Genomic DNA, 21,129 nt, shown 5'->3' with positions numbered 1-21,129 from the left:
AAGAATATCAGAAAAAAGGCGTCCGTTATCGAGTTGGGGAGGATCGCTGTGCCGACCGTGGGGTGTTTGACAGCGCGGGTGAAGTGATCGTTGGTGAGCCCGTCTCGGAACCGATCGGAGTGGGCCGCGCCAACCCCGCCTGGATCTGCTCGATCATGTTGCCGACGATCGGCAGCGCTTCGCGGCGGATCTCGGGCGCGTCGAGCGTTCCGGCAACGTGCAGTTGCAAAAGCTGCTGGCTTGCCTGGCCGAGCAACGAACGCAGCGCCGGGGCGGTTAGGTCGTTGCGACCAACAATGCTGTGGAACTGAAGGTCCAGCTGGCGATCCAGATTGGCTCGGCCGTTGCCGTAAAAACTGACCGCGTCGCCGAGCAGATTGAGCTTCTGAAAATCGATCTGCTTACCCTGCTGGGTGAACTGCGCCTCGCAGCGATCAAACGCGGTTTCGTCGGGTGCGCGATTACGGAGCACCTTGAGCAGCCTCACCAGCAACGGCAGCTCGTACAGATTAGCGTCGCGGACGTTCAACTGGCCGCGGCCCTCGACCCCGTAGATCGAAGATCCCACGCCCTGAAATTCCAGACGTCCGTCGAGCTTGCCGCTGATGGACTCGGTCCGTGCTAGCCACTCCGACGACAGCCGCGAGACCTCAATCCCCGCCAGATCTACCTGCAGACCGTAGCGCGGTCGTCCGCCGTACTGAATCAGGCTGTTGAGTGTCACGTCTCCGCCGTAGGCCTTCGCGCTCACGCGGCGTGACTCGCCACCGCCCGGCTTGAGTGCAACGCCCTCACCAACCACACACTCAACCGCGTCGCAATGCAGCGGTCCGCGAATCCCGGACAGTTGCAGATCGTTCCACACCAGCGAGTCGAGTTCGAGCTCGCCAAGCGTCGAGGCGCTAGCGCCGTCACTCGAACCGCTCAGCCGGACCAGGCCCGAGATCGCTTCCAGCGGCACGCCAACGTTGAGCGACACCTGGTGGCAGGCCAGGGCCAGCCGCCACTGCGCTTGCGCCGCCGCTCCGCGTGCGGGGCTGTAGACATCGAGTGAGCTGTCCCACAAATCAACGCCGCCTCGCGGCTCCAGCTGGGCGACCACCGCACGCAGCCCCGCGGGGGCCGCGAGCAAAAAGTCGTGGTTAAACGCCATCCGATCGGCCCGCAGCCGTCGCAACGCGAGTCTCCAAGCGCCGCTCGGCTCAAGATCCCAATTGCCATCAACGCCGTACGCCGTCCGGCCGTGCACCGCGCGGACGCCGACCATCGTCAACCGACTGTCGCGCCAGTCGAAACGACCATCGAGCTGCTCAAATCGGTATCGGTATCCGGTGCCCGAGAAGGCCGGCTCAACCGCCACGCTCCGCTCGAACGGCGTCATCGAGAGCTGCACGCGGGGATTCTCCTCGCGTGAGTTGTGCGTCACCAAGGCATCGAAGTTAAACTGCCCACGCGGTAGCAAGAACTCCCACGCCTGTCGTGCGTCGTGCGGCAGCGCGACGCGCAGCCGCTCATCGAGCGGCACACGTTCGCCGCGCAGTCGGATTGTTAGTCGACTATCTTCGGGGCCCGGCTCGACGCCCCCCTCGCCCGAGACGATGAGTCGCCCCTCCGCGTCGTGGCTGGCGAGTTCGGTAAACGTCCAGCGCTTTCCATCGGCACGCAGCCAACCGGTTACATTCGAGAGCTCATAAGGGAATCGCTCGTAATTGACCGCACAGCCGGCAAGACGAACATCAACGCTGGTCTGAACCTCGGCGTCGAGGCGGTCTTCGCGATTGGCCCGCCAGCGGACGTCGATCCGGCCTTGGGGACGCAGCGACCGCACCACTTCGCGCGCGCTCTCGTCGGGGATCGCGGCCACCAGCTGCGGTGTGATCGGGATGGCGTTGCCCGAGATCTCGATCGTTCCGGGCGGCATCGGCGGACGGATTCCCTCTTCGGGTCGGCCGACGCCCTTAAAGTCCATCTTCAGGCGGACCGGTGCCCCCTCAACCACCGCGGTCGTATCGATCGCGATGAGGTGTCCGGCGTGGGGGACAACCGCCGGCTGCGCGGCTCCGACCCCCCCGTTGACCAGCACCGAGCCGCGGCCCCCGGTCAAGCGATAAGGAAATTTCTCGGCGTCCTCGAATGCGGCATTCTCAAAAGTCATCGTCACACGCGGGGCAATCTGGCTGCCATCAAAAAACCCCTCCGCCTCAATATGCGCGATACCCTGCGGGCGGAAACGTTCCCATAAACGCATCGCGATATCGGGCAAACCGGCGGGCGGCTGCGGATCGACCGACAACCCGACAACCCGCGCTCGGAACGAGCCCGGGGCGTTGCGGGTCCAGCTCACACGGTGCGCTGCGAATTGGAGTTTTGCTTTGCCCCAGGTGGCAGCGCTCTCACTGATCCGCAAGCCGGCCGTATCGGCCTGAAAACTCAGTTCGATATTCTCCAGCGGTTTATCGATCAGCGGGCTTGTGAAGCGACCGCCCACAAGCTTTCCCTCACTAGCCCACCGCAAAGACTGGCCCGGCTCACGAGCCACGGTGACCGATCCGCTGGCAACACCGGCAAAAGACGATCCGCGCGGCGCTGGTGTCAGGGTCGCGAGCGCCTTAGACGCCCGTTCGTCCATCTGTAGATGCTGAATCTCGGCCTGACAGCGCAGGGCACCATCGGCGGGGCGCACCGCCCCTTTCAGGGACAAACGCTTGGCGATCCCCCCCGTTGAGTTCGCCTCGATCCCGTACCAGCCCGGGCCGATCTCGGGGGATGGCGTGATGGTCGCGTTAAGGTGTTCGATCGTAAGCGGATCGATCGCCAGGCGTGCGTCGCTCACAACGACCGATGCGTCCTGAATAATCACTGTTGGCGACGGTTGACCAGCGGCGTTCGGCAAACGCAGGCCTTCGATCCCCCAGCGACCCTCTAGGTCGCGCTTGAGCATTAGCTGCGGCTGCTTGAGAACGAGCTTGCGGATCTGGGCCTTTCCGCGCACAAGCGACGCCACATCCAGACGCCCCTCAATGCGTGTTTCGGCCATTCTCAGCGAACAAATAACCTCTCCGTTGGGCATCGCCCGCATGAGCGACAAGTCGCGGAGCGTGACACCGCCCCCCGGGGCGTAGTGCGCTGAGCCAATCGCCACCTGGAACGGATGACACAGATCGCTCAGTCGTGCCTCGGCAATGCGGCGTGTCTCGTCATCGACGCGAAAGTAAAAATGCGCCGCCACCGCCAGCGCAGCCACAACCAGCAGCGCGATTCCCGCCTTGAAGAGCAGCCAACAGGCGTTGACCAAACGAGTAAAGATCGGCTGCTAGCTCCGCAGGGGGGGAAGGACAATCGAGCGAGCGTAGGGAGACCTAGGGCCGAGGGTCAATCGCAGCGGTCGGTCTCCTCAGCGCGGATCAGCCGCAGATGCTCGCCGGCGATCTCCCCAACGATGCCGCTGGGGAGCACCGGAAGAAAAACCTCCCGTTTCGCCTGAGTCGCCCATTCCCCGAGAGCCCGCCAGTGTGTTGCCGTCATCGCTTGCTCGGGCCAGCCAGCGCGGCGCCACAAGATGCGGAGCGCCTCACGCGCTATTGGTTCCGGTGCGGCACGCAGCACCCCGGCTCGCAGCACGAGTAGCGTGGCGGGCGCTTCCGTCGACTTTGCTTGCGTTAGCAAAGCCACATCGCAGAGCTGCGCGGCTTGCTCGACGATCAGAGCATGGTGTTCGGCCGCTTGTTCCGCCAGTCGGCCAAGCGCCTCAGCGGCGGCCGGAAACCGCTCCTCAGCCGCGGGAAGCAGGACCTGACGGATCCAGTTGCGCGTCGCCTCGGTCGTGGCGTTGGTGCTATCGATCCGGTACTCGCTGCCCAGGTTCGCTAGGTAGGCCAGCAAGTCTGCGCGAGGGATCGCGAGCAGCGGTCGCACGATCGTTAGGCCCCGATGAACGCTCACGAACGGACGAATACCTGATAGGCCGTGCAGCCCGGCACCCCTCAATGCACGAAACAGGACCGTCTCGGCCTGATCATCGGCGTGATGCGCGAGCACGATACAGCGGGCACCGATCTGGTTGGCCGTTTCCACGAGAAAACGCCGCCGGCTGCCGCGTAGCACCGCTTCCGAGGCACGCGGGGGGGGTGAGGGGGCGTGTTCAGCGGAGCACCACTGGCCCTGGTGGTATTTCACCCCCAGGCGAGCGCAAAGCGCGCGGACCCAGGCGGCATCGGCAGTTGATTCCTCCCCCCGCTGGCAATGGTCGAAATGCGCGACATGGATCTCTCCTTTGGCAGCGGCAATCCGCCCCGGGGCTGTCGCGTCCCCCGACGAGCCAGCCTCGCGCGCCGCAAGCAACGCCTGCAGCAGCGCCACGCTATCAGCACCGCCTGAAACGCCGACCAAGAGATTGAGATCACGCCACGTAGCGGGGTCCCACGCCTCGGCAAGGCGTTGGGGGACGGTCTTCCGTTGTGCTCTATCTTGCCTTGCCACAACGGTTTCGGTACACCGTAGCGAGGCGCAGCCGAGGTTCGTCCTCGGTAGCTTAGAGACGCGCCGGATCGCTAATACTTCCGCTCAAATTACCCCATAAGCCGCTGCGAAGCTGCGAATTCCCCCCAAACGTGGGGGGTGCTCGTGAGCTATCAGCCCGCTTCTCGACCGAATCATGCCCACCGCCCCCCCCGGGAGCCGTCGCCACCCAACCGGCGCAGATTTCAGCCGTCGCACTTGTTCGTCACTTTTGCGATCGCCCGCCACCAACGGAGCGCCCCCCCCCGAGAGAGGCAAACGGATCGTCGAGAAACAACGGGGATTAACGAAAGCCCAATCGTTTCATGGAACCCTTGACCGCCATTCTCCTTGCCATCGCTGCGGCGTTGGGCATGGGAGTGATGAAGTTGCTGGGCTACCTACGCAAGTGGGACGCCGAGAAAGAAGCCGCTCAAATCATCGAACGGGCCCAGTACGAGGCCGAGAATCGTCGTAAAGATGCCGAGATCGAGGCCAAAGAAGTCGCCCTCGCCGAAAAGAGCCGCATCGAGGAGCAACTGGGCGCTTCGCGCGAAAAGCTCCACGAGCGTGAGCGACAACTCGACAAACGCGACGACGCCCAAACCGCACGCGATGAGCAGCTCACCAAGCAAGAGCGCATGGTTGAGAACAACCAGCGGCGCCTGGAAGAGAAGCTCTCCGATACGGAGCGACGCCAGAAGGAACTCGAAGACCTGCTCGATGTCGAACGCCAGACGCTGCACAAACTCAGCTCCTTAGGGCCCGACGCGGCTCGCGAAGAGCTGCTGCGTCGGCTCGAATCGGATCTCACCGCGGAGCTTGGTGCCCGGATCATTGCGCATGAGAAGGTCGTCACGCAGAAGTGCGAGGAGCGGTCGCGCGAACTGGTTATCTCTGCGGTGCAGCGTTTCGCGGCGGCCCACACCGCCGACGCCACGACCAGCACCGTCGATATCCCGAGCGACGAGATGAAGGGCCGAATCATCGGCCGCGAAGGACGCAACATCCGCAGCTTCGAGAAATCGACCGGGGTTGATGTCATCATCGACGACACCCCCGGCGTGGTGATCGTCAGCTCGTTCGATCCGGTTCGGCGCGAAGTAGCGCGGCTCTCGCTCGCAAAGCTGATCGCCGATGGTCGGATCCACCCGAGCCGTATCGAAGAGCTGGTTGCCGAGACCGAGAAGGAAGTCGAAGCCCTCATTGTTCGGCACGGCGAAGAGGCCGCGCAAGAGGTCGATGTGCGGGGCCTCAACAAGAAAGTCATCCAGCTGCTCGGCCGGCTCCGTTATCGCACCAGTTACAGCCAAAACGTGCTCAGGCACTCGGTCGAAGTCGCGTTCGTCACGGGCATGCTGGCCGAAGAGCTCGGCCTAGATGGCGATCTGGCACGCCGGGCCGGGCTGCTGCACGACATCGGCAAAGCGGCCGACCACGAGGCCGAAGGCGGCCATCCCAAGATCGGTGCCGATCTGCTCAAGCGTTACGGTGAGAATGAGGTGGTCGTCCATGCGGCGTTGGGCCACCATGACGATATTCGCCCCGACATGCCCTATACCGTGCTGTGCGCCGCTGCCGACGCCTGCAGCGCGTCGCGTCCGGGAGCGCGCCGCGAGACACTGGACCGCTACATCAAGCGGATGCAAGAGCTAGAGACGATTGCTTCGGCCTTTGACGGCGTACAGCAAGCCTTTGCGATCCAGGCAGGTCGCGAGGTGCGGGTGATCGCCAAAACCAATCAGACGACCGACGAGTCGGCTGCGAAGACGTGTCGCGACATTGCGAAAGCTTTCGAAGAGCAGCTCACTTATCCGGGCGAGATCCGGGTGACCATGATCCGCGAATCACGTTTCACCGAGACCGCCAAGTAATAAACACCTTGTGAAACCACCGCGGGATGCAGGGATTCAAGAAAGGAAGATCGGGCGGAAATCGGAATGCGGATTCGCCTGCTGATCGGTACCTGCCGCATTCCTTGGGCCTGACCTCCGCAAGCCGTTGCGACTCCTGTTTATCGGTGACATTGTCGGCAAACCGGGGCGCGAGATCCTGTGCCATGCGCTGCCAGCTCTGGTCAGCGCCCAGCGGCTCGATCTGATCGTCGCCAATGCTGAGAACGCGGCGGCCGGATCGGGCTACACGCCCAAGATCCACGCCGAGCTAATGGCTGCGGGCGTCGATGCGATTACGCTGGGCGATCACGTCTACCGGCGTCGCGAGGTGTTGCCGCTGCTTGAGAGCGAATCCAATATCGCGGTGCCAGCAAACCACCCTGACGAGGCAACCGGCCGTCGATGGGTGAGCGTCGTCGCCCGCAACGGCGAGCTTGCCATGGTTACTTGCGCCCTGGGTCAGCTCTTTATGAGGCCGATCGATTCGCCCTGGCGCGCGATCGATCGGGTCCTGGCCGAGGCCCCGTCGGAGATCCTCGTGCGGCTGGTCGACTTCCACGCGGAAGCGACCAGCGAGATGCAAGTAATGGGACGCTACCTCGACGGACGTGTCTCCGCGGTGGTCGGCACTCACACGCATGTGCCTACGGCCGACGAGCGGGTGCTGCCCAGCGGCACGGCTTTTCAGTGCGATGTCGGCATGACCGGCCCACACGAAAGCATCATCGGTCGGCGGATCGATCGCGTGTTGGCAGCCACGCTGACCGGCATGCCCCACCCGTTCGACGTGGCCGATGGCGACGTCCGCATCAACGGGGCGGTGATCGAGACCGATCCCCAAACGGGGCTAGCAGTGAGCATTGAACGGCTGATGGTCACCGAGCTAGAGGCGGCCCGCCTAGCCAGCTCAAAGGGCCAATAAGACCCCTCCGATTGACGCTTGCCAAAGCCGCTAGCAACGCCGGGCTGCCGGCGATCTTCCGTTGCATCGGCGGTAAGATCTCGCTACGGTTCCGCCGCTTGGTGCCGTGGCTCCGCCGAGCGGCACCGTGCGGTACCGTGCGGTACCGTCGCAAAGTCTCCGGCGGCGAGCCCGACCGACCGATAGAAGCCCTCTTGGCAAGGATGCGAAGATGACCCGCTCACACTCGCCGCGGCGCCACGCCTCGCTCTGGTTTTCGTTCGCGCTGGCGGCAGTGGCTTTGGTGCCCTCGACGGGCTGCCTGCACCTGCTGCTGGCAACCGGCATCTACGTCATGCAGGGCGGCAATCTGGTTCCGCCCGAATGCGACGCCCTGGAAGAGAAGCGGGTTGTGGTGCTCTGCCGACCGCCTGCATCGCACGAATTTCGGCAAGCGGGTGCCGCCCGACAGCTGGCGGATCGTGTCTCGGGGTTGCTGCAAGACAACGTTCCTGGGATCGATGTGGTCTCGCAGCGTAAGGTCGATGAATGGATCGACGAGAACGATCCGGGTGAGTTTGAGGAGCTGGGCCGTGCGGTCAACGCCGACCTCGTTTTGCTCATCGAGTTGAGCCACTTCGAGCTCTTTAACGGACAGACGATGTACCAGGGAAACACCGACGTGACCCTGACGGTTGTTGATGTAAAAGACAAAGGCCGCCGCGTGTGGGACAAGCCCATGGGCGAAGTACTCTTTCCGATCCACAGCGGGATCGCGGTCCAGGACAAGTCGGCTCAGCAGTTCCAACGCGACTTCGTAGCGGTGGTTGCCAACGAAATCTCGCGCAACTTCCACAAGCACGATCCGCATGCCAATTTCGCGATCGACGCTCTCGCGAACAAATAGAAGAAGCTCCCAAGCAGCAGCTGGGGGCAATCAGAGCTTGGGAGAACGCCGCGGCTTCGCGGGTGGCGGAGGGCGGTTGTTGGGACGCTGAGCGCGCTGCTGGGCACGCTCGCGTTGGTTTACCACATCGCGATAGTCATCGCGCCAGGCCCATCCCAACGGTTGCTGCTGTTCACGCTCCGCGAGCAGCGCCCATGGCGTGCCGGGGTGCTCCTCAACAACTCGGGTGAGGTAGCGCCGCGCATCGGCCGCGGCCGCTGCGAGTCGGCTGTCAGACAGCTCGCCTTTCGAGGGGTCAATAATCCAGGTGTCGCTTGGCGACCGGGTCGGCATCAACCCGCCACGCGCCGTAGCGAGCGCGGCGTTGTAAGCCTCGGCACGCACGGCAGCGGCCAACGCCGCCCCCATCGCCAGGTCGTACCCTGCCTGCCACCGGGGGGATCGCTCGCGATCGCGATCACGCTCGCCACGTCGCAACGCCGTGACAAGCGTTTGGAGCTGAGGTTCGACGATCGCAGCGGCCTGCTGGGCCTCAGCGAGCGCCGACACGAACTCGGCCTCATCGACCGCTGGAAACTCGCGGCGCACATCACCGAGCGGAGCAGCCCACGACATCGCCGCGGACTGAACCAGCGCTGCGCGAGCGCGATTTTCGCGGACCCGACGGTCGTACTCCGCGAGCGGCACGTAATCGGGCCGATAGCGCCGCATGAGCCGTTCATCAAAGAAGTAATCGAGACGCGCGACCAAATCGCCCGTCGGTCCGCGGCGGGCCCGCCCGCTATCCACGCGGAGCGGATGGACCGCGATGAAAAAGCCGCCCGTCTCGGCGCACAGACGCGTCAGCCCAAACGGCCCGAATCCCGAATCAAGCATCGGCCCCGAGAAGTCTCGCCCGCCGATAATGCCAAGCTTCAGCCGCTCCGCACGAAGCGATTCGGGTCCCTGCCGCACGGGTAGCCACTGCACCGATTGATCGTACTGCGGATCGGGATCGACATAGCGCACATAGGACTGATCGCGGCCGAAGGGTGCCGGCGCGCCAATCGCGTAAACCGGCATGCGCAACTTGCGACACTTCTGTACCGCGGTATCGAGCCGATCGAAATCATCTCCCGACTCGTCGGTGACAACGATGACGACCACGTTGCGACGCGGCTCCTTCAGCCGATAGCGTTTGTGCCGCTCGGCGCAGGCCTCGACCGCGGCAAAAACCCGCTCGGCTCCGCTCTGATCCTCTTCGATAGCGCTAACGGCAGCTTTAATCTGGGCCAAGTCGGCGGTCGGTTGCGGCGTAAGAAAGCTGTTAGTCTCGCCGAACGCCGCGATCGTGGTGAGCAATGCGGGCTCTCCGTCGTCGGCCAGTGTCTCGGCATGTCGCGCGCCGATCACGCCGAGTTCTTCGTAGACCTGATCGAACCGCGCTACCATCTCATCGCGCTGCGAACGGAGGCTCGCCGAGCGATCAAACAACCAGACCACCACCGTCGGACTCTGATCAAGTGAGTTGAGAATCTCACCCGTGAGCCGATCGACAGCACCGCGGCTGCCGGTGGCCCCAACCGCCCCGACGCCTTGGATAAGGTTCTGCGTGTTGGGATCGGGGCTCATCAAGACCGGAGTCGTGTCCTCGAGGGACGGCACCTGCCCAAAATCAATCATCGGCGTGAGATTGAGAGCAACTTGGCTGGTAGCGGCTTCGACCGGGGCGGCCGCAGCAGCGTCTCCCTGCCCCCCGTCGGAGAGAGCCCCCAGGTCGAGCGTCAGCTCTTCCGAGACCCGAAACGCCTCTTCTTTGAGGGGCTCCGGCTCTTCGACACTCGAGAGCAAAAGCGGAGTTACGGGCGGTGCCACCAGCCAAGTGGTGGTCGCCAGCACCAAAAGCGCTGTGGCGTGGGTGGCAAGACTCGCCAGCCAGGCAAGACGCTCGCCGATCCTCAGCCGCGACACCGGCGGAGTTGTCTGGGGCACCGCCGTCTCGGGCGGCAGCGGGGTCGGCAGCGGGGGCGGTATGTCTGACATCAAAGTCTCCGTACGCTTTCTCTCCGTGAGGGGTCGCTCTCCTTTTATACTAATAACACCACCCGAGGCGTCTCGGGCCGGAGATCTCTTCAAGAAACGCCCGTCGGAGCCCCCGCCGTGACCACCAATGCCCGCCGCCGTATCCGCCGCTTTCCTGCTCGCCTTGGGGTCGCGTTGAGCACGGGCGCCTTCTTCGGATTCGTTATCGGGGGGGCGATCGCTTCCGGGGATATTCCGCCGTCGCAGCCAGTCGAGGTAACCACTTCCGATGCGATAACGCTACAGGCGACTTTCTACCCGGGGATCCGTGGCCGCGAGTCTCCTGTCGTGGTGCTGTTGCCGGACGAAAAGCAATCCCGCAGCAGCCTCGAACCGCTCGCGCTCGCGCTGCAGTCGCCCCCCGATGGCGGCGTGCCGAGCGCTGTCCTGGCGGTCGACCTGAGAGGGCAGGGAGACAGCCGCGCCAAAGAAGTCTCCGGCACGACCCGACGCACCAACGGCCGCGTGGAGATCGCCAAGATGGTGAAGATCGATATGGAGGCGGTCAGGGCGTGGCTCGTGACGCAAAATGACAAGGGCCGCGTCAATCTCAATCGCCTGGCCTATGTGGGCGTCGGCATGGGAGCGGTTGTGGCGCTCAATGCTGCGGCGATCGATTGGTCGGTGCCCGACCTCGCTTCGAGCAAGCAGGGCCGCGACGTCAAAGCCGTTGTGCTCATCTCGCCCCCGTGGCGACACTCGGGCCTCGGCGTGCTGGACGCGCTGCGTCAGCCGGGGGTTCGGTCTGAGGTCGCGTTGCTGATGATGTACGGATCGCAGGATCGTGCTCAGCAGCAGACCGTCACTCGCATCCTTAACGAGCTGGAACGCCCCCGTGGTGCCGCGGGTGCCGCCTCGGACGATCCGCTGAGCTCACTCGTATCGGCCAGCAGCGAAACCAAACAGTCGGGCGCAGCGCTGCTCAAAGCGGGCGGGGAAAGGGCGACCTTGCTGGTCAGCCGGTTTCTTGACCAGCATGTCGCCCAGGCCGACGCCGCGTGGGTACAGCGCCGGCTCGAATGATCGGCGGATGCCCCTGGAGGCGGGCCCTGCAGCTACGGAATCGCTCGTTCAAAAGCACCTTTGGGCCTCGGCATGAGCTGGCACATGAGCGCTCCGCCGAAGTAAAGAAACACGAGCGGGATCGCCATCAAGATCATGCTGTAGGGCTCGGCCGGCGTGAGCATCATCGAGATCACCGCGATCACGAGCACCGCGTAACGCCAGTAACTGAAGTACTGCGCGACCGTGAAAACGCTGATCCGTTCTAGGAAGAGCATCACCAAGGGAAGCTGGAAACTCAGGCCAAAACCGATCGGCAGCAGCAGCACAAACCCGAGCCACTCGCTGATCCGCGGGGTGGGGTCGATCTGCATCCAATCGAAGAAGTCGAACAAAAACGCCAGCACAAAACGGAACACCACAAAGAACGCGAGTGCGGCCCCCGCCAGGAACAGCCCGATGCTGATCGGCAAGAAGAGGTGCACGTAGCGCCGCTCGTGGGGGTACAGCCCCGCCGCGACGAACGACCACAAAAAGTAAAACACAAAGGGGCTGGAGAGGATGATCCCGACCACCAGCGAGGTCTTGATGTAAACGGTAAAGGCGTCGGGGACACCGGTGCCGATAGGGCGGACGCTCGAATCGTTATCCAGATCGCGCCACAGCGTAAGCGGAACCACTGCGGGCACCGCCGCCAGCTGCTGCTTCTGGAACGAAACCCCAAGCGACTCGAGCAGCTTGGCTAACTCTTGGGTCTCGACCCGCTGCGCCTCGGGAGCCCACCCTTCATCGATCATTTGGTCCGCGACACCGCTGCTCTCGATGCCCAGTTCAGCCCGTTGTCGCAGCCGCTGCTTCATCCGCAACTCTTTCATCCCTTCTACCAGGGGCGTCTGGATGAGTTGGGCGACCGGATAGCCGACGATCAGGCCCACGCCAAATCCAATAGCTATCGAAAGCACCGCCTTAAACAGCGCGCTGCGAAGCTCATCCAGGTGCTCGCCGAACGACATCCGGGTGTCGGCAAAAGCGTCTTTGTCGTCGGAAGTGGGCACAGGCAGGGGGAGCTAAAATGACTCTCTGTCAACACGCGGAACGATGTGGCGGGTGGGCGGCTGCCACACCGGGAGGATCATGGCACAATAATGGTCGTCCCCGCTGGCCACAACTCGATGCCGCCCGGTCGGTATCCGTCCGAACCGGGCGGGGAGTGATCGGTTCCGGATGTGCCGAAGCTGTCAAGTACGCGGACACGGTGCCGGTGCAATCCGCCCTGGGGCCGTACGACCTCAGCCGTTAAAACCCCCGCAACGGCTGGCCCTCGGCTGCGGCCCCTTTTTTCGTCAGACTCGCGCTTCGCCTTATGCCTACGCTCTACCCGCTGCGTCTGGAGCCGCTGTTTCAGCAGTACCTGTGGGGGGGCAGACGCCTCGCCTCGTTGCTGGGGAAACCGCTGGGGCAGGGCGACACCTACGCCGAAAGCTGGGAGGTGGTCGATCACCGTGACGGCCAGAGCCGGGTTTTAAACGGCCCCTTGGCCGGGCAAACGCTCGGCGAACTCGCCCGCCGGTACCCCGCGGAAATGTACGGAGCTGGGTTGAGCGGCGGCGAAGCACCGGATCGCTTTCCGCTGTTGCTCAAGTACCTGGACGCCCAAAAAACGCTCTCCGTGCAGGTCCACCCCAACGATGCTCAAGGCGCAAAACTAGACCCCCCCGACCTCGGCAAGACCGAGGCCTGGCTGGTCCTGGCGGCTGAGCCCGGTGCCAAGATCTATGCGGGCCTGTCAGCCGGTGTCGATCGGGCGGCAATTGCCGCGGCGCTTGCCGAGGGTGAGTGCGAGCGCTGTCTGCATGCCTTTGAACCCGCGGTGGGTGACTGTGTGTTCATTCCAGCAGGGACTGTACACGCGCTGGGCGAAGGGCTCGTGATCGCTGAGATCCAGCAAGCCAGCAACACAACCTTTCGACTGTTTGACTGGAATCGACTCGAAAAAGACGGCAAACCGCGCCCACTGCATGTGGAAGCCTCGCTCGACACGATCGACTACCAGCGCGGCCCCGTAGCGCCGCAAATCCCCCAACCGCTTGGCGAGGGCTCCGAACGGCTCGTCGAGTGTGACAAGTTTATTTTTGACCGCTGGCGTCTCTCCGCAGGGCAGGGGGGGGTGCTTTCCGACGCCGGGGGTTTCCGGATCTTGACGGTGGTCGAAGGGGAGGTGACCGTTCGTTCGGACGATGGCGTGGAAACGCTGGGGCTTGGGCAGACTCTGCTGGCACCCGCTTGCTGCTCGGGGCTTACTCTCGATGCTGGCACCGGGGCGACCGTGCTCGACATGCGTTTGCCGTAGCTGTCCTCCCAACCGTTCCATCTTGCCCAGAACGGGCTAGGCAACGTCGATGCCTGGCGACTGAGCGTGCAGCCGCAGCCTCAACCGCGACGATGCAGCCTGCGGTGTCCGAGTGTCGTAGGGGAGAGGTTGGCTGTAACGGCAGATCGCCGTTGGGGCGAACCTGCCAGAAGCCTAAGCTCGGCCACCCTGTGCTTCCGTTTCAGGCGAGGGACAACAACCCCGCCCCGAGAGTTTCCTCCGCGTCGAGTCTTTTATGCCGTTCTCAGCCAAGCGTTTAACGCTCGCGATCGCCGCCTCTGTCGGGCTGGCCGGCTGTAACGGCACGGTGAAGAAGCCCTCGTGGTCAAATCCGGGCAACACGGCAACGCAGCGTTACGAGGCGATCTACCACGATCCCTACCCGCTCAACGACGTCGCCCCGGAGATCGTCGGCGGCCGTCCGCGCGAGTACCAAACGGCGGTCCCCGAGGTCAAGCGAAGCCGCTTGTTCTCTCCGCCGCAGATGGTCGCTCCGCCGCGTTAACGGCCCGCTCAGGGTCGGAGGTCGGCGTATCGAAGACGGCTTGGTGGTATCTCCACGAAGCTCCAGCAGCTACGCTGAAGGGTTTGTACGCACTGGCATAAAATTGTCGGGGCGAAGGCAGTCCTTCACGGCATAGAACTTCGATGGCCAAGAAACGCGCAAATCGGCGCCCCCCCTCTGGAACGCCCCAACCGGGGTCGGGGGCCCGCGGTTCGAGCCGCGGCGCGGCAAGCGGGTCAAAGACCGGCAAGCCCAGCAACGGTAAAGGCAGCGCTGGCAAGCCCAGCGCCGCCAAGGGGCGGCCGGGCGGGAAAGGGAGTGTCGGGGCCAAAAACGCGACCGCCGGCAAAAGAAAAACGGCCAAAGGTGCGGGAAAGCCACGCAGCAGTGCCAACACCGGTCATGGCAGCAAGCCGATCCCGGTCGTCAAGCGGCGTGCCGGCACCGTGGCTTCTCGACCCCGCCGCAAGCCAACACCGGTGGCGGAATCAACGAATGTGACCCTCCCGCCACGCGAGCGGGGCGAGCGACTGCACAAGGTGCTTGCCGCCGCCGGCATTGCCAGCCGCCGCGAGTGCGAGTCCTTGATCCTCGAAGGACGCGTCGAAGTTGACGGCAAAGTGGTCACCGACCAGGGCGTACGAGTCGATCCGTTCAAGTCCAAGATCTTTTTCGATGGCGAAGCCTTACCGCGGCCCCGGCGTGTCTATTTTGCCGTCAACAAGCCCGACGGAATCGTCTCCACGTCAAGCGATCCGAGCGGTCGACCGCGCGTGACCGACCTCTTACCGCCCGACGTCGGGCGGGTGTTTGCCGTGGGTCGACTTGATATGTCGAGCGAAGGCCTGATCCTGGTCACCAACGACGGTGAACTGGCCAATGGCTTAACACATCCCCGACACGGCGTTCAGAAGACTTACCACGTGCAGGTTGCGGGGGTTCCCTCAGCCGAAACCCTGGGGCAACTCCGCCAAGGCGTTTATCTGTCCGATGGGCACGCTCACTTTGTCGATGCCAAGCTCAAGCGGCGCCGTAAACAGGGGGCCATTCTCGAAGTCGTGCTCGACGAGGGCCGCAACCGCGAGATCCGCCGCTTGCTCGCCCGGGTTGGTCACAAGGTGCAGAAATTGACGCGGATCGCGGTCGGACCCGTACGCTTGGGCGAGATGGAGCCCGGCTCGTATCGGCCGCTGACCCCCGAGGAGATCACGGCCCTGCGGCGTGCCATCGCCGCCCCTGCGGTCGTCGCCGACGCGCCGTCGGAGGAGTCCGCTCCCGGCGCAGCGCGGCCCGCCCGCCAGGGCAAACGCGACGCTTCCTTCGGCAAGCAAGCAAAGCGGCGGCCCGCAACGGGCGGTCGGCCGGTAAAGGGATCTCGTGCTGCCAAGGGAAGCCGAACGGTCGGCAAGCCGGCTGCCGCTTCGAAGTCACGCTCCACGTCACGCTCCACACAGCGCCCCGACGCTAAGCCGGCTCAATCTGCCTCGGTCGATACCCGCTCGGGCCGCACGGTGCTGGGTTCGGATGAACCCGTCTCCGAACCGGCAAAGCCGCCGCGAAAGAAGCCGGCTTCGACCAAGACTACCCGTCGGCCTAAGCCGCGTGGCCCCTCTTCGCGGGGTAAACGATCGTGAGCCGCTCCTCAACCGCTACGGACTGCGCTGCCGCGTTGGATCGCACCAAGCTGCACGCAGCGCACTATGCCGACAACGCGGGCTTCGTAGCGGCCGATATCTTGTCCAACGAGCCAATCGCTCAAGACACGTTTCGTTTGCGAGTTGCCGGCGCGGAGATCGCACGGCGGATCACGCCGGGACAGTTCGTGATGCTTCGTCTACAAGGCTGCGACGACCCGCTGCTCGGACGCGCCTTCGCCCTGTACGACAGCACCGCCGCGGGACAGCAGCAGGAAGCAACACTCGACCTCGTCTATTTGGTACACGGCAAGCTAACGACGGCGCTTGCCACACGCCAGGCAGGCGACCGGGTTGAGATCTGGGGCCCGCTCGGCAACGGCTTCACCGCCCGCGATGCCCAGCCCTCTGCCGCGGGTGAGGCACGGTTTGAGCATCTGATCATGGTGGCGGGGGGCATCGGCCAAACCCCCTTCCTGGCATTGGGGCGCGAGGCGTTGGGCCGACAACGGTACGGCAATGATTCGCGTCGCCCCGTGATTTCCGCGGAGCGCGTGACGCTGTGTTACGGGGTGCGCAGCAAGGCGTTGTTGGCCGGAGAAGCCGACTTTCGCGACGCGGGGTTCGAGCTGCGGATCGCGAGCGACGATGGCTCGATCGGCCATCATGGTTTGGTGACCGAGGTGCTCGGCGAGCTACTGGATGGCGTCACCAGCCAAGCACAAACACTCGTGGCGTGCTGCGGGCCCGAGCCCATGATGCAGGCGGTCGCCAAGGCCTGTGCAGCCGCTGGAGTGCGCTGCCTGGTATCGCTCGAAACCCCCATGGCGTGCGGGATCGGCGTGTGCTTTAGCTGTGTCGCACCGGTTCGCCAAGAAGATGGCGAGTGGGACTACAAGCGAACCTGTGTCGAAGGGCCCATCTTCGACGCGGAAAAGATCGCTTGGTGACAGCTCGCTACGGTGCGTCCCGGTTAGCGACCGATTCGCTAAGTCGCCATGCGTTCATAGGCACCGAGCTACCGCCCGAAACCGCTACAGAGGCCGCGCTCGAAAGAGGTTTGACTCCCGACCAAACACTCCCGACCAAGCGCTTTAGGCGATGCCCTTAGCGGTCTTGATCGCCTTAGCAAGGCGGCTCTTCAGACGGGCCGTCTTGTTGGCGTGGAAGATATGGTTGGCGGCAGCCTTGTCGAGCTTCTTGACGGCCAGACGGAACGCCTCTTCGCTCTTCGCGACATCGCCTTCCTTCAGGGCAACGCGGACCTTCTTGATTTGTGTGCGGATGGCGGAGCGAACGCTCCGGTTACGCAGACGAAGGTCTTCGCTCTGACGGAGACTTTTTTTAGCGCTAGCGGAATTAGGCATCGTGAAGGGCGTGAAGGGGACGTACGGGGCCTCGCGAGTCGTGGCTGCTGCCACGCCGGGGAATCCTGCCCGGCCCGACCCACAGGGTCGAGTCACGTAGTTTTGCGGACCCGAGCGATCTTGTCTAGCCGTTCCCCGACATCCCGGTAGGCAAAATCCACACTCGCCAGCTCGGTCAGACGCTGCTCAGCCACTTCGAGTTGGCCCATTCCCAGGGCTAAAACCCCGGCCCGGTAGAAGCACAGCTTCTTCAGATCCGACCAATCGCCCGCCGGAGTAGCGGCAATTGCGGCTTCGTAACTCCGCAGGGCAAGCTGGTGCTGGCCGATCTGCTGAAAGCACTCGCCCAATAGCAGATTGGCCTCGGCTCGCTTGGCGGGCTCGTCTCGCGAGGCCTGCAGGGGCTGAATCGCCTCCCGGTATTTGCCCACACGCTTCAGACGGAGCCCCAGCTCGTACTGCATACGGGCATTTTTGGGTTCCCGGTCGGCACGGGCCGCGTAGACCTCGACCTCGGCTTGATTGGCTTCTGCCAGGGCCTGGGAGGCCAGTTTTTGGGCGGCTTGGTCACCGGCTTGCTTCGCGGCCCGACTAGCGGCGATCGCGGCGCGCTCGCGCATCCGTACGAGACGCGTCTCTTCGAGCTTCTCGATGAGTCGGAGGTCGGCTCCACCGGCGACTTCCAAGCCCTTACGGTACAGCGTCTCCGCGTCTTGCAGGCGGCCCTGTGCCACATACAGGTCGGCCAGCCGGCCGTAATGGCCCGGCTCCGCAGGCTCATGGTCGATTGCTTGTCGGTAGGCCGCTTCGCGTGCGGCCGGGGTTGCCCCTTGAAGCGGATCCACCGGCGCCGGTGCCGCTTGGGGATCGTGCCGCTGACCGCTCGCGTCGCTCAGCGCTACGGAGGCAACCCGTTTAGGGTTGGGCAGGGTCACGTCGGCAGCACCGTGCAACAGCGCCGGATTGTAGCCCCCGTCGTCGATGGTTTTCTCAACGCTCAGCCGCGCGATGGCGTTGCGGGCCTCGGCGTCTTGGGGCTGCTTCTGCAGCACGCGCGTCCAGCAGCCGATCGCTTGATCGAACTGGGCGATCGATTCGAGGACCGCAGCGGCTTGGCGATTGATCGCGGCATCGGTCGGCGCGACGTCCAGTGCCCACCGCAAGTAGTACAAGTGCGTCTCGATGGCACCCAATCCGCCGCACACCTCGGCCAATTCGCTCAGCACGATCGTGTCGTCGGGGGTTTTGCGGAGCGCCTTGCAGCCGACGACAAAGGCGGCCTGCCACCCCCCCTTATCCGCTGCCTTCGCAACAGCCCCGCGACCGCTGCCCAGCCGTGGAAAGGTTCTTCCAGACGATTTCTTGCCGCTGCGTTCGTGGATCTGCGCCAGATTGGCACGCAGGTGCTGCGCATAGACCAGCGTGGCGGGGTCCTCGCCCACGCATTCGGCAAACAGATCGTGGGCGTAGTTGTAATCTCCCTTTTCGAGACATTTTACGCCCCGCTGGAAGACCTGCTGCAGCCGCTGGCGGAGGGCCGTTGAGATGGCGGGCCCGCCGATCCGCGTGGGCCCCCCCGAAGCCTTCGGAACGCCGGGCTGAGACGGGGATGGCGTCGGCGCGGTTTCAGGAGGAAGGGCCATATCTACGACTGACGGAGGGGTAGCGAAACCGAGCGAGTCAGCCGCTCGCCTGCGGACCGCTCTCGCCGATAGACTAGTGTACGTGTTGCAACAGAGGTCGCCCACGAATCCGCGGCGATCAAGCCGCCGACGCTTCAAGCAGGTTTACCTCTTGTAACAGAAACGCCGATTGAGGGGGTCGCGCGGCCGTGCCCCGCACGCGGGGGGGGTGTCAGACGCGCATTGAGTAGGGGGGACTTCCCCCCGTGTTTCGTTTGGTCAGACCGAACTTATTGAGCCTTCGTACTGCTGAGTCAGCGGCTTTGAATCGTCCGGGCAAGGTCTATCTGGTTGGTGCTGGTCCGGGCGATCCGGAATTGCTCACGCTGCGCGGACGGCGACGGCTCGCTGCTGCCGACGTGGTGTTGCACGACTATCTGGCGAGCGAACAGCTGCTGCGTCACGCCCCCCTTCACGCGGAGCGCGTCTGCTTCGGCAGCAGCCATCGGGGAAAGACCTGGACCCAGACCCAGATCAACGAGCGGATGGTCTCTGAGGCGCTCAGCGGGAAGACCGTGGTGCGGCTCAAGGGGGGCGATCCGTCGATCTTCGGTCGGCTGGCCGAAGAGGTCGAAGCGTGCCGTCAGGCAGGCCTCGCGTTCGAGGTTGTGCCGGGGGTCACCACCGCCACGGCGGCGGGAGCTTACAGCGGCGTCACGCTGACCGATCGCGACAAGGCTTCTTGCGTGACCTTCATCACCGGCCAGGAGCAGCCTCGCAAACCCGAGGATCAGACCCTCGACTTTGGGGCTCTCGCGGCAACCCCCGGGACGCTGGTCTTGTATATGGCCGCGGCCAATGCCGCGGGGTGGAGCGGACGTCTGTTAGAAGCCGGCAAACCGGCGCAAACGCCGGTAGCGATCATCCGTCGGTGCTCGCTCCCCGATCAAACGACCCGACTCACCACGCTGGGCGAGATCGCGGGCATCGCGGATCAAGAGGGGCTGCGTCCGCCACTGATCGCCATCATCGGAGAAGTCGCTCGCGAGACGGCTGTGTCGGCCTGGTTCACGCATCGTCCGCTCTTCGGGCAGACCGTCGTCGTGACTCGGCCCGCCGATCAGTCTGAAGCGATGGCCGATCGGTTGCGTGACGCCGGTGCGCGGGTGCTGCTGCAACCGACCATCACGATCGGCCCGCCGGATAGCTGGGCCGCGGTGGACGTAGCGATCGATCGGCTGGGAAAAGCCGATTTTGTCGTGTTCAGCAGCCGGAACGGTGTCGAAGCGTTCCTAAGCCGGATGAGGCACCGAGGGATCGATGCCCGTGGATTCGGCGCAGCGCGTATCGCGGCCATTGGTCCGGCCACCGCGGCGAGCTTGGCCGAGTGGCGGTTGCGTGCCGACCTCGCACCATCTGAGTACCGAGCCGAGGCGCTCGCCGCGGAACTGGCTCCGCAGGTAAGTGGCAAGCAGGTTTTACTGGTGCGTGCCAGCCGCGGCCGAGAAGTGCTCGCCGAGGAGCTCGCCAAGGCCGGGGCCATTGTGGAACAGGTGGTCGCTTACCACAGCTCCGATATCGTGAGCGCCGATGACGAGGTGCTGACCGAACTAGCGGCGGGACGAGTCGACTGGATAACCGCCACGAGTTCGGCCATCGCGCGGGCAGCGGCCCGGCTCTTGGGCGAGGCGATCGAGCAGGGCAGGGGGGTCGGCAAACCGGCACGCTTTGCGGCCATCAGCCCCCTGACGGCTGAGGCGCTCGCAGCCGCGGGTCAGCATGCCGAAGCGATCGCCGAGGTCTACACGGCCGACGGAGTGGTGGACGCGATCCTCGCCGCCACTGGCGGTGGTACGGGTTAGGGTGACCCCAACCCGTGCGGGGCATAAGGCACATCGCACGGTTGTAGGCGGCGGTTGTACGGACGTGGATCCCAAGCCATGGCGCGCCGAAACTTATGAGTGGCGTCCGTGCGCTCGGACGCTACGCCGAACGAGTCGGCGACCCGCTTGCCGATGTCCCCTTCGCTTCCGAGCCAACCAAACACCGGCGCTTAAGACCTCGCCTGGGGTTCACGGACGACCCACAGGACGGCCCTCACCGTTTAAGCGCGTTCCTGGTTTAGGGAACGCGACGGAGCCGTCGCTATGCCTGCCGTCCCGCCGCGCTCGACCGATGATCGGGCCTCAGAGTCGTTACCTCATTGGCGTGTTGATCGCGTTGTGCCACGGCTGGATCGTTTCGATCCGCTTTCGCGCCGCGAGCAGTTGCTCGCCTACATTCTCCAGACCCACCAGCAACGACAGCTCGCCGAACAGCGTGGCCTCAGCTCCGGGGGCGGACCTGAGCTATGAACCCCTGGCGTCT

The 21,129-nt window shown here is 64.3% G+C and carries 16 protein-coding genes; 10 read left to right on the top strand and 6 right to left on the bottom strand.

Going from position 1 to position 21,129, the window contains the following annotated elements; all coding sequences use genetic code 11:
* Nucleotides 1-25: 25 nt before the first annotated feature.
* Both Pla111_RS14545 and tilS read right to left on the bottom strand, forming a co-directional pair.
* Nucleotides 26-3,295, bottom strand: coding sequence for an AsmA-like C-terminal region-containing protein (locus Pla111_RS14545; protein ID WP_146575176.1), 3,270 nt, complete (start codon nt 3,293-3,295; stop codon nt 26-28).
* A 77-nt stretch (nt 3,296-3,372) separates the two neighbouring features.
* A complete protein-coding gene (gene tilS / locus Pla111_RS14540; RefSeq protein WP_197525055.1) occupies nt 3,373-4,479 on the bottom strand; it encodes a tRNA lysidine(34) synthetase TilS in 1,107 nt (368 codons plus the stop codon).
* Between the two features lie 344 nt (nt 4,480-4,823).
* Between tilS and rny the strand changes: the two genes are divergently transcribed.
* From rny to Pla111_RS14525, 3 genes are all read left to right on the top strand, one after another.
* On the top strand, nt 4,824-6,371 hold the full coding sequence (gene rny / locus Pla111_RS14535) for a ribonuclease Y (RefSeq protein WP_146575174.1): 1,548 nt from the start codon (nt 4,824-4,826) through the stop codon (nt 6,369-6,371).
* Nucleotides 6,372-6,498: 127 nt separating this feature from the next.
* Nucleotides 6,499-7,314, top strand: a complete 816-nt coding sequence (locus tag Pla111_RS14530; RefSeq protein ID WP_146575173.1) for a TIGR00282 family metallophosphoesterase — start codon at nt 6,499-6,501, stop codon at nt 7,312-7,314.
* A 211-nt stretch (nt 7,315-7,525) separates the two neighbouring features.
* The gene (locus Pla111_RS14525) at nt 7,526-8,200 is read left to right on the top strand and encodes a hypothetical protein (protein ID WP_146575172.1); all 675 of its coding nucleotides are present in this window, start codon (nt 7,526-7,528) and stop codon (nt 8,198-8,200) included.
* A 30-nt stretch (nt 8,201-8,230) separates the two neighbouring features.
* Here the strand turns inward: Pla111_RS14525 and Pla111_RS14520 are convergent, their stop codons facing one another.
* Nucleotides 8,231-10,222 carry a vWA domain-containing protein gene (locus Pla111_RS14520; RefSeq protein ID WP_146575171.1) on the bottom strand — a complete coding sequence of 664 codons (1,992 nt, stop codon included), beginning with the start codon at nt 10,220-10,222 and terminating at the stop codon, nt 8,231-8,233.
* Nucleotides 10,223-10,339: 117 nt separating this feature from the next.
* On the opposite strand from Pla111_RS14520, the gene Pla111_RS14515 reads away from it, so the two are divergent.
* Complete coding sequence (locus Pla111_RS14515; protein WP_146575170.1) at nt 10,340-11,284, top strand: alpha/beta fold hydrolase; 945 nt, start codon at nt 10,340-10,342, stop codon at nt 11,282-11,284.
* A gap of 32 nt (nt 11,285-11,316) precedes the next feature.
* Here Pla111_RS14515 and tatC read toward each other — a convergent pair whose 3' ends face one another.
* Entirely contained in the window at nt 11,317-12,318 is a 1,002-nt protein-coding gene (gene tatC, locus Pla111_RS14510; protein WP_146575169.1) for a twin-arginine translocase subunit TatC, read from the bottom strand.
* 308 nt (nt 12,319-12,626) lie between these two features.
* Between tatC and Pla111_RS14505 the strand changes: the two genes are divergently transcribed.
* The 4 genes from Pla111_RS14505 to Pla111_RS14490 all read left to right on the top strand — a co-directional run bounded on the left by Pla111_RS14505 (nt 12,627) and on the right by Pla111_RS14490 (nt 16,723).
* The gene (locus Pla111_RS14505; RefSeq protein WP_146575168.1) at nt 12,627-13,613 is read left to right on the top strand and encodes a type I phosphomannose isomerase catalytic subunit; all 987 of its coding nucleotides are present in this window, start codon (nt 12,627-12,629) and stop codon (nt 13,611-13,613) included.
* A 256-nt stretch (nt 13,614-13,869) separates the two neighbouring features.
* On the top strand, nt 13,870-14,139 hold the full coding sequence (locus tag Pla111_RS14500) for a membrane or secreted protein (RefSeq protein WP_146575167.1): 270 nt from the start codon (nt 13,870-13,872) through the stop codon (nt 14,137-14,139).
* 143 nt (nt 14,140-14,282) lie between these two features.
* Nucleotides 14,283-15,773, top strand: coding sequence for a pseudouridine synthase (locus Pla111_RS14495; protein WP_146575166.1), 1,491 nt, complete (start codon nt 14,283-14,285; stop codon nt 15,771-15,773).
* Nucleotides 15,770-16,723 (top strand): dihydroorotate dehydrogenase electron transfer subunit, encoded by a 954-nt coding sequence (locus Pla111_RS14490; RefSeq protein WP_231931068.1) that lies wholly within the window; start codon nt 15,770-15,772, stop codon nt 16,721-16,723. Before Pla111_RS14495 ends, Pla111_RS14490 begins: the two co-directional genes overlap by 4 nt.
* Before the next feature lie 144 nt (nt 16,724-16,867).
* On the opposite strand, the gene rpsT is transcribed toward Pla111_RS14490, so the two are convergent.
* A complete protein-coding gene (gene rpsT / locus Pla111_RS14485) occupies nt 16,868-17,140 on the bottom strand; it encodes a 30S ribosomal protein S20 (protein ID WP_146575165.1) in 273 nt (90 codons plus the stop codon).
* Between the two features lie 92 nt (nt 17,141-17,232).
* Nucleotides 17,233-18,783, bottom strand: a complete 1,551-nt coding sequence (locus tag Pla111_RS14480; RefSeq protein WP_146575164.1) for a tetratricopeptide repeat protein — start codon at nt 18,781-18,783, stop codon at nt 17,233-17,235.
* 272 nt (nt 18,784-19,055) lie between these two features.
* Between Pla111_RS14480 and cobA the strand changes: the two genes are divergently transcribed.
* Both cobA and Pla111_RS14470 read left to right on the top strand, forming a co-directional pair.
* A complete protein-coding gene (gene cobA / locus Pla111_RS14475; protein ID WP_197525054.1) occupies nt 19,056-20,624 on the top strand; it encodes a uroporphyrinogen-III C-methyltransferase in 1,569 nt (522 codons plus the stop codon).
* Between the two features lie 285 nt (nt 20,625-20,909).
* Nucleotides 20,910-21,116: a hypothetical protein gene (locus Pla111_RS14470; protein WP_146575162.1), complete on the top strand. Its 207-nt coding sequence runs from the start codon at nt 20,910-20,912 to the stop codon at nt 21,114-21,116.
* The last annotated feature ends 13 nt before the right edge of the window (nt 21,117-21,129 follow it).

The organism is Botrimarina hoheduenensis, assembly GCF_007859815.1.
Classification (GTDB): domain Bacteria; phylum Planctomycetota; class Planctomycetia; order Pirellulales; family Lacipirellulaceae; genus Botrimarina; species Botrimarina hoheduenensis.
Note: the sequence above shows the minus strand (reverse complement) of the source record. Positions and strands in the feature narration are given on the sequence as shown.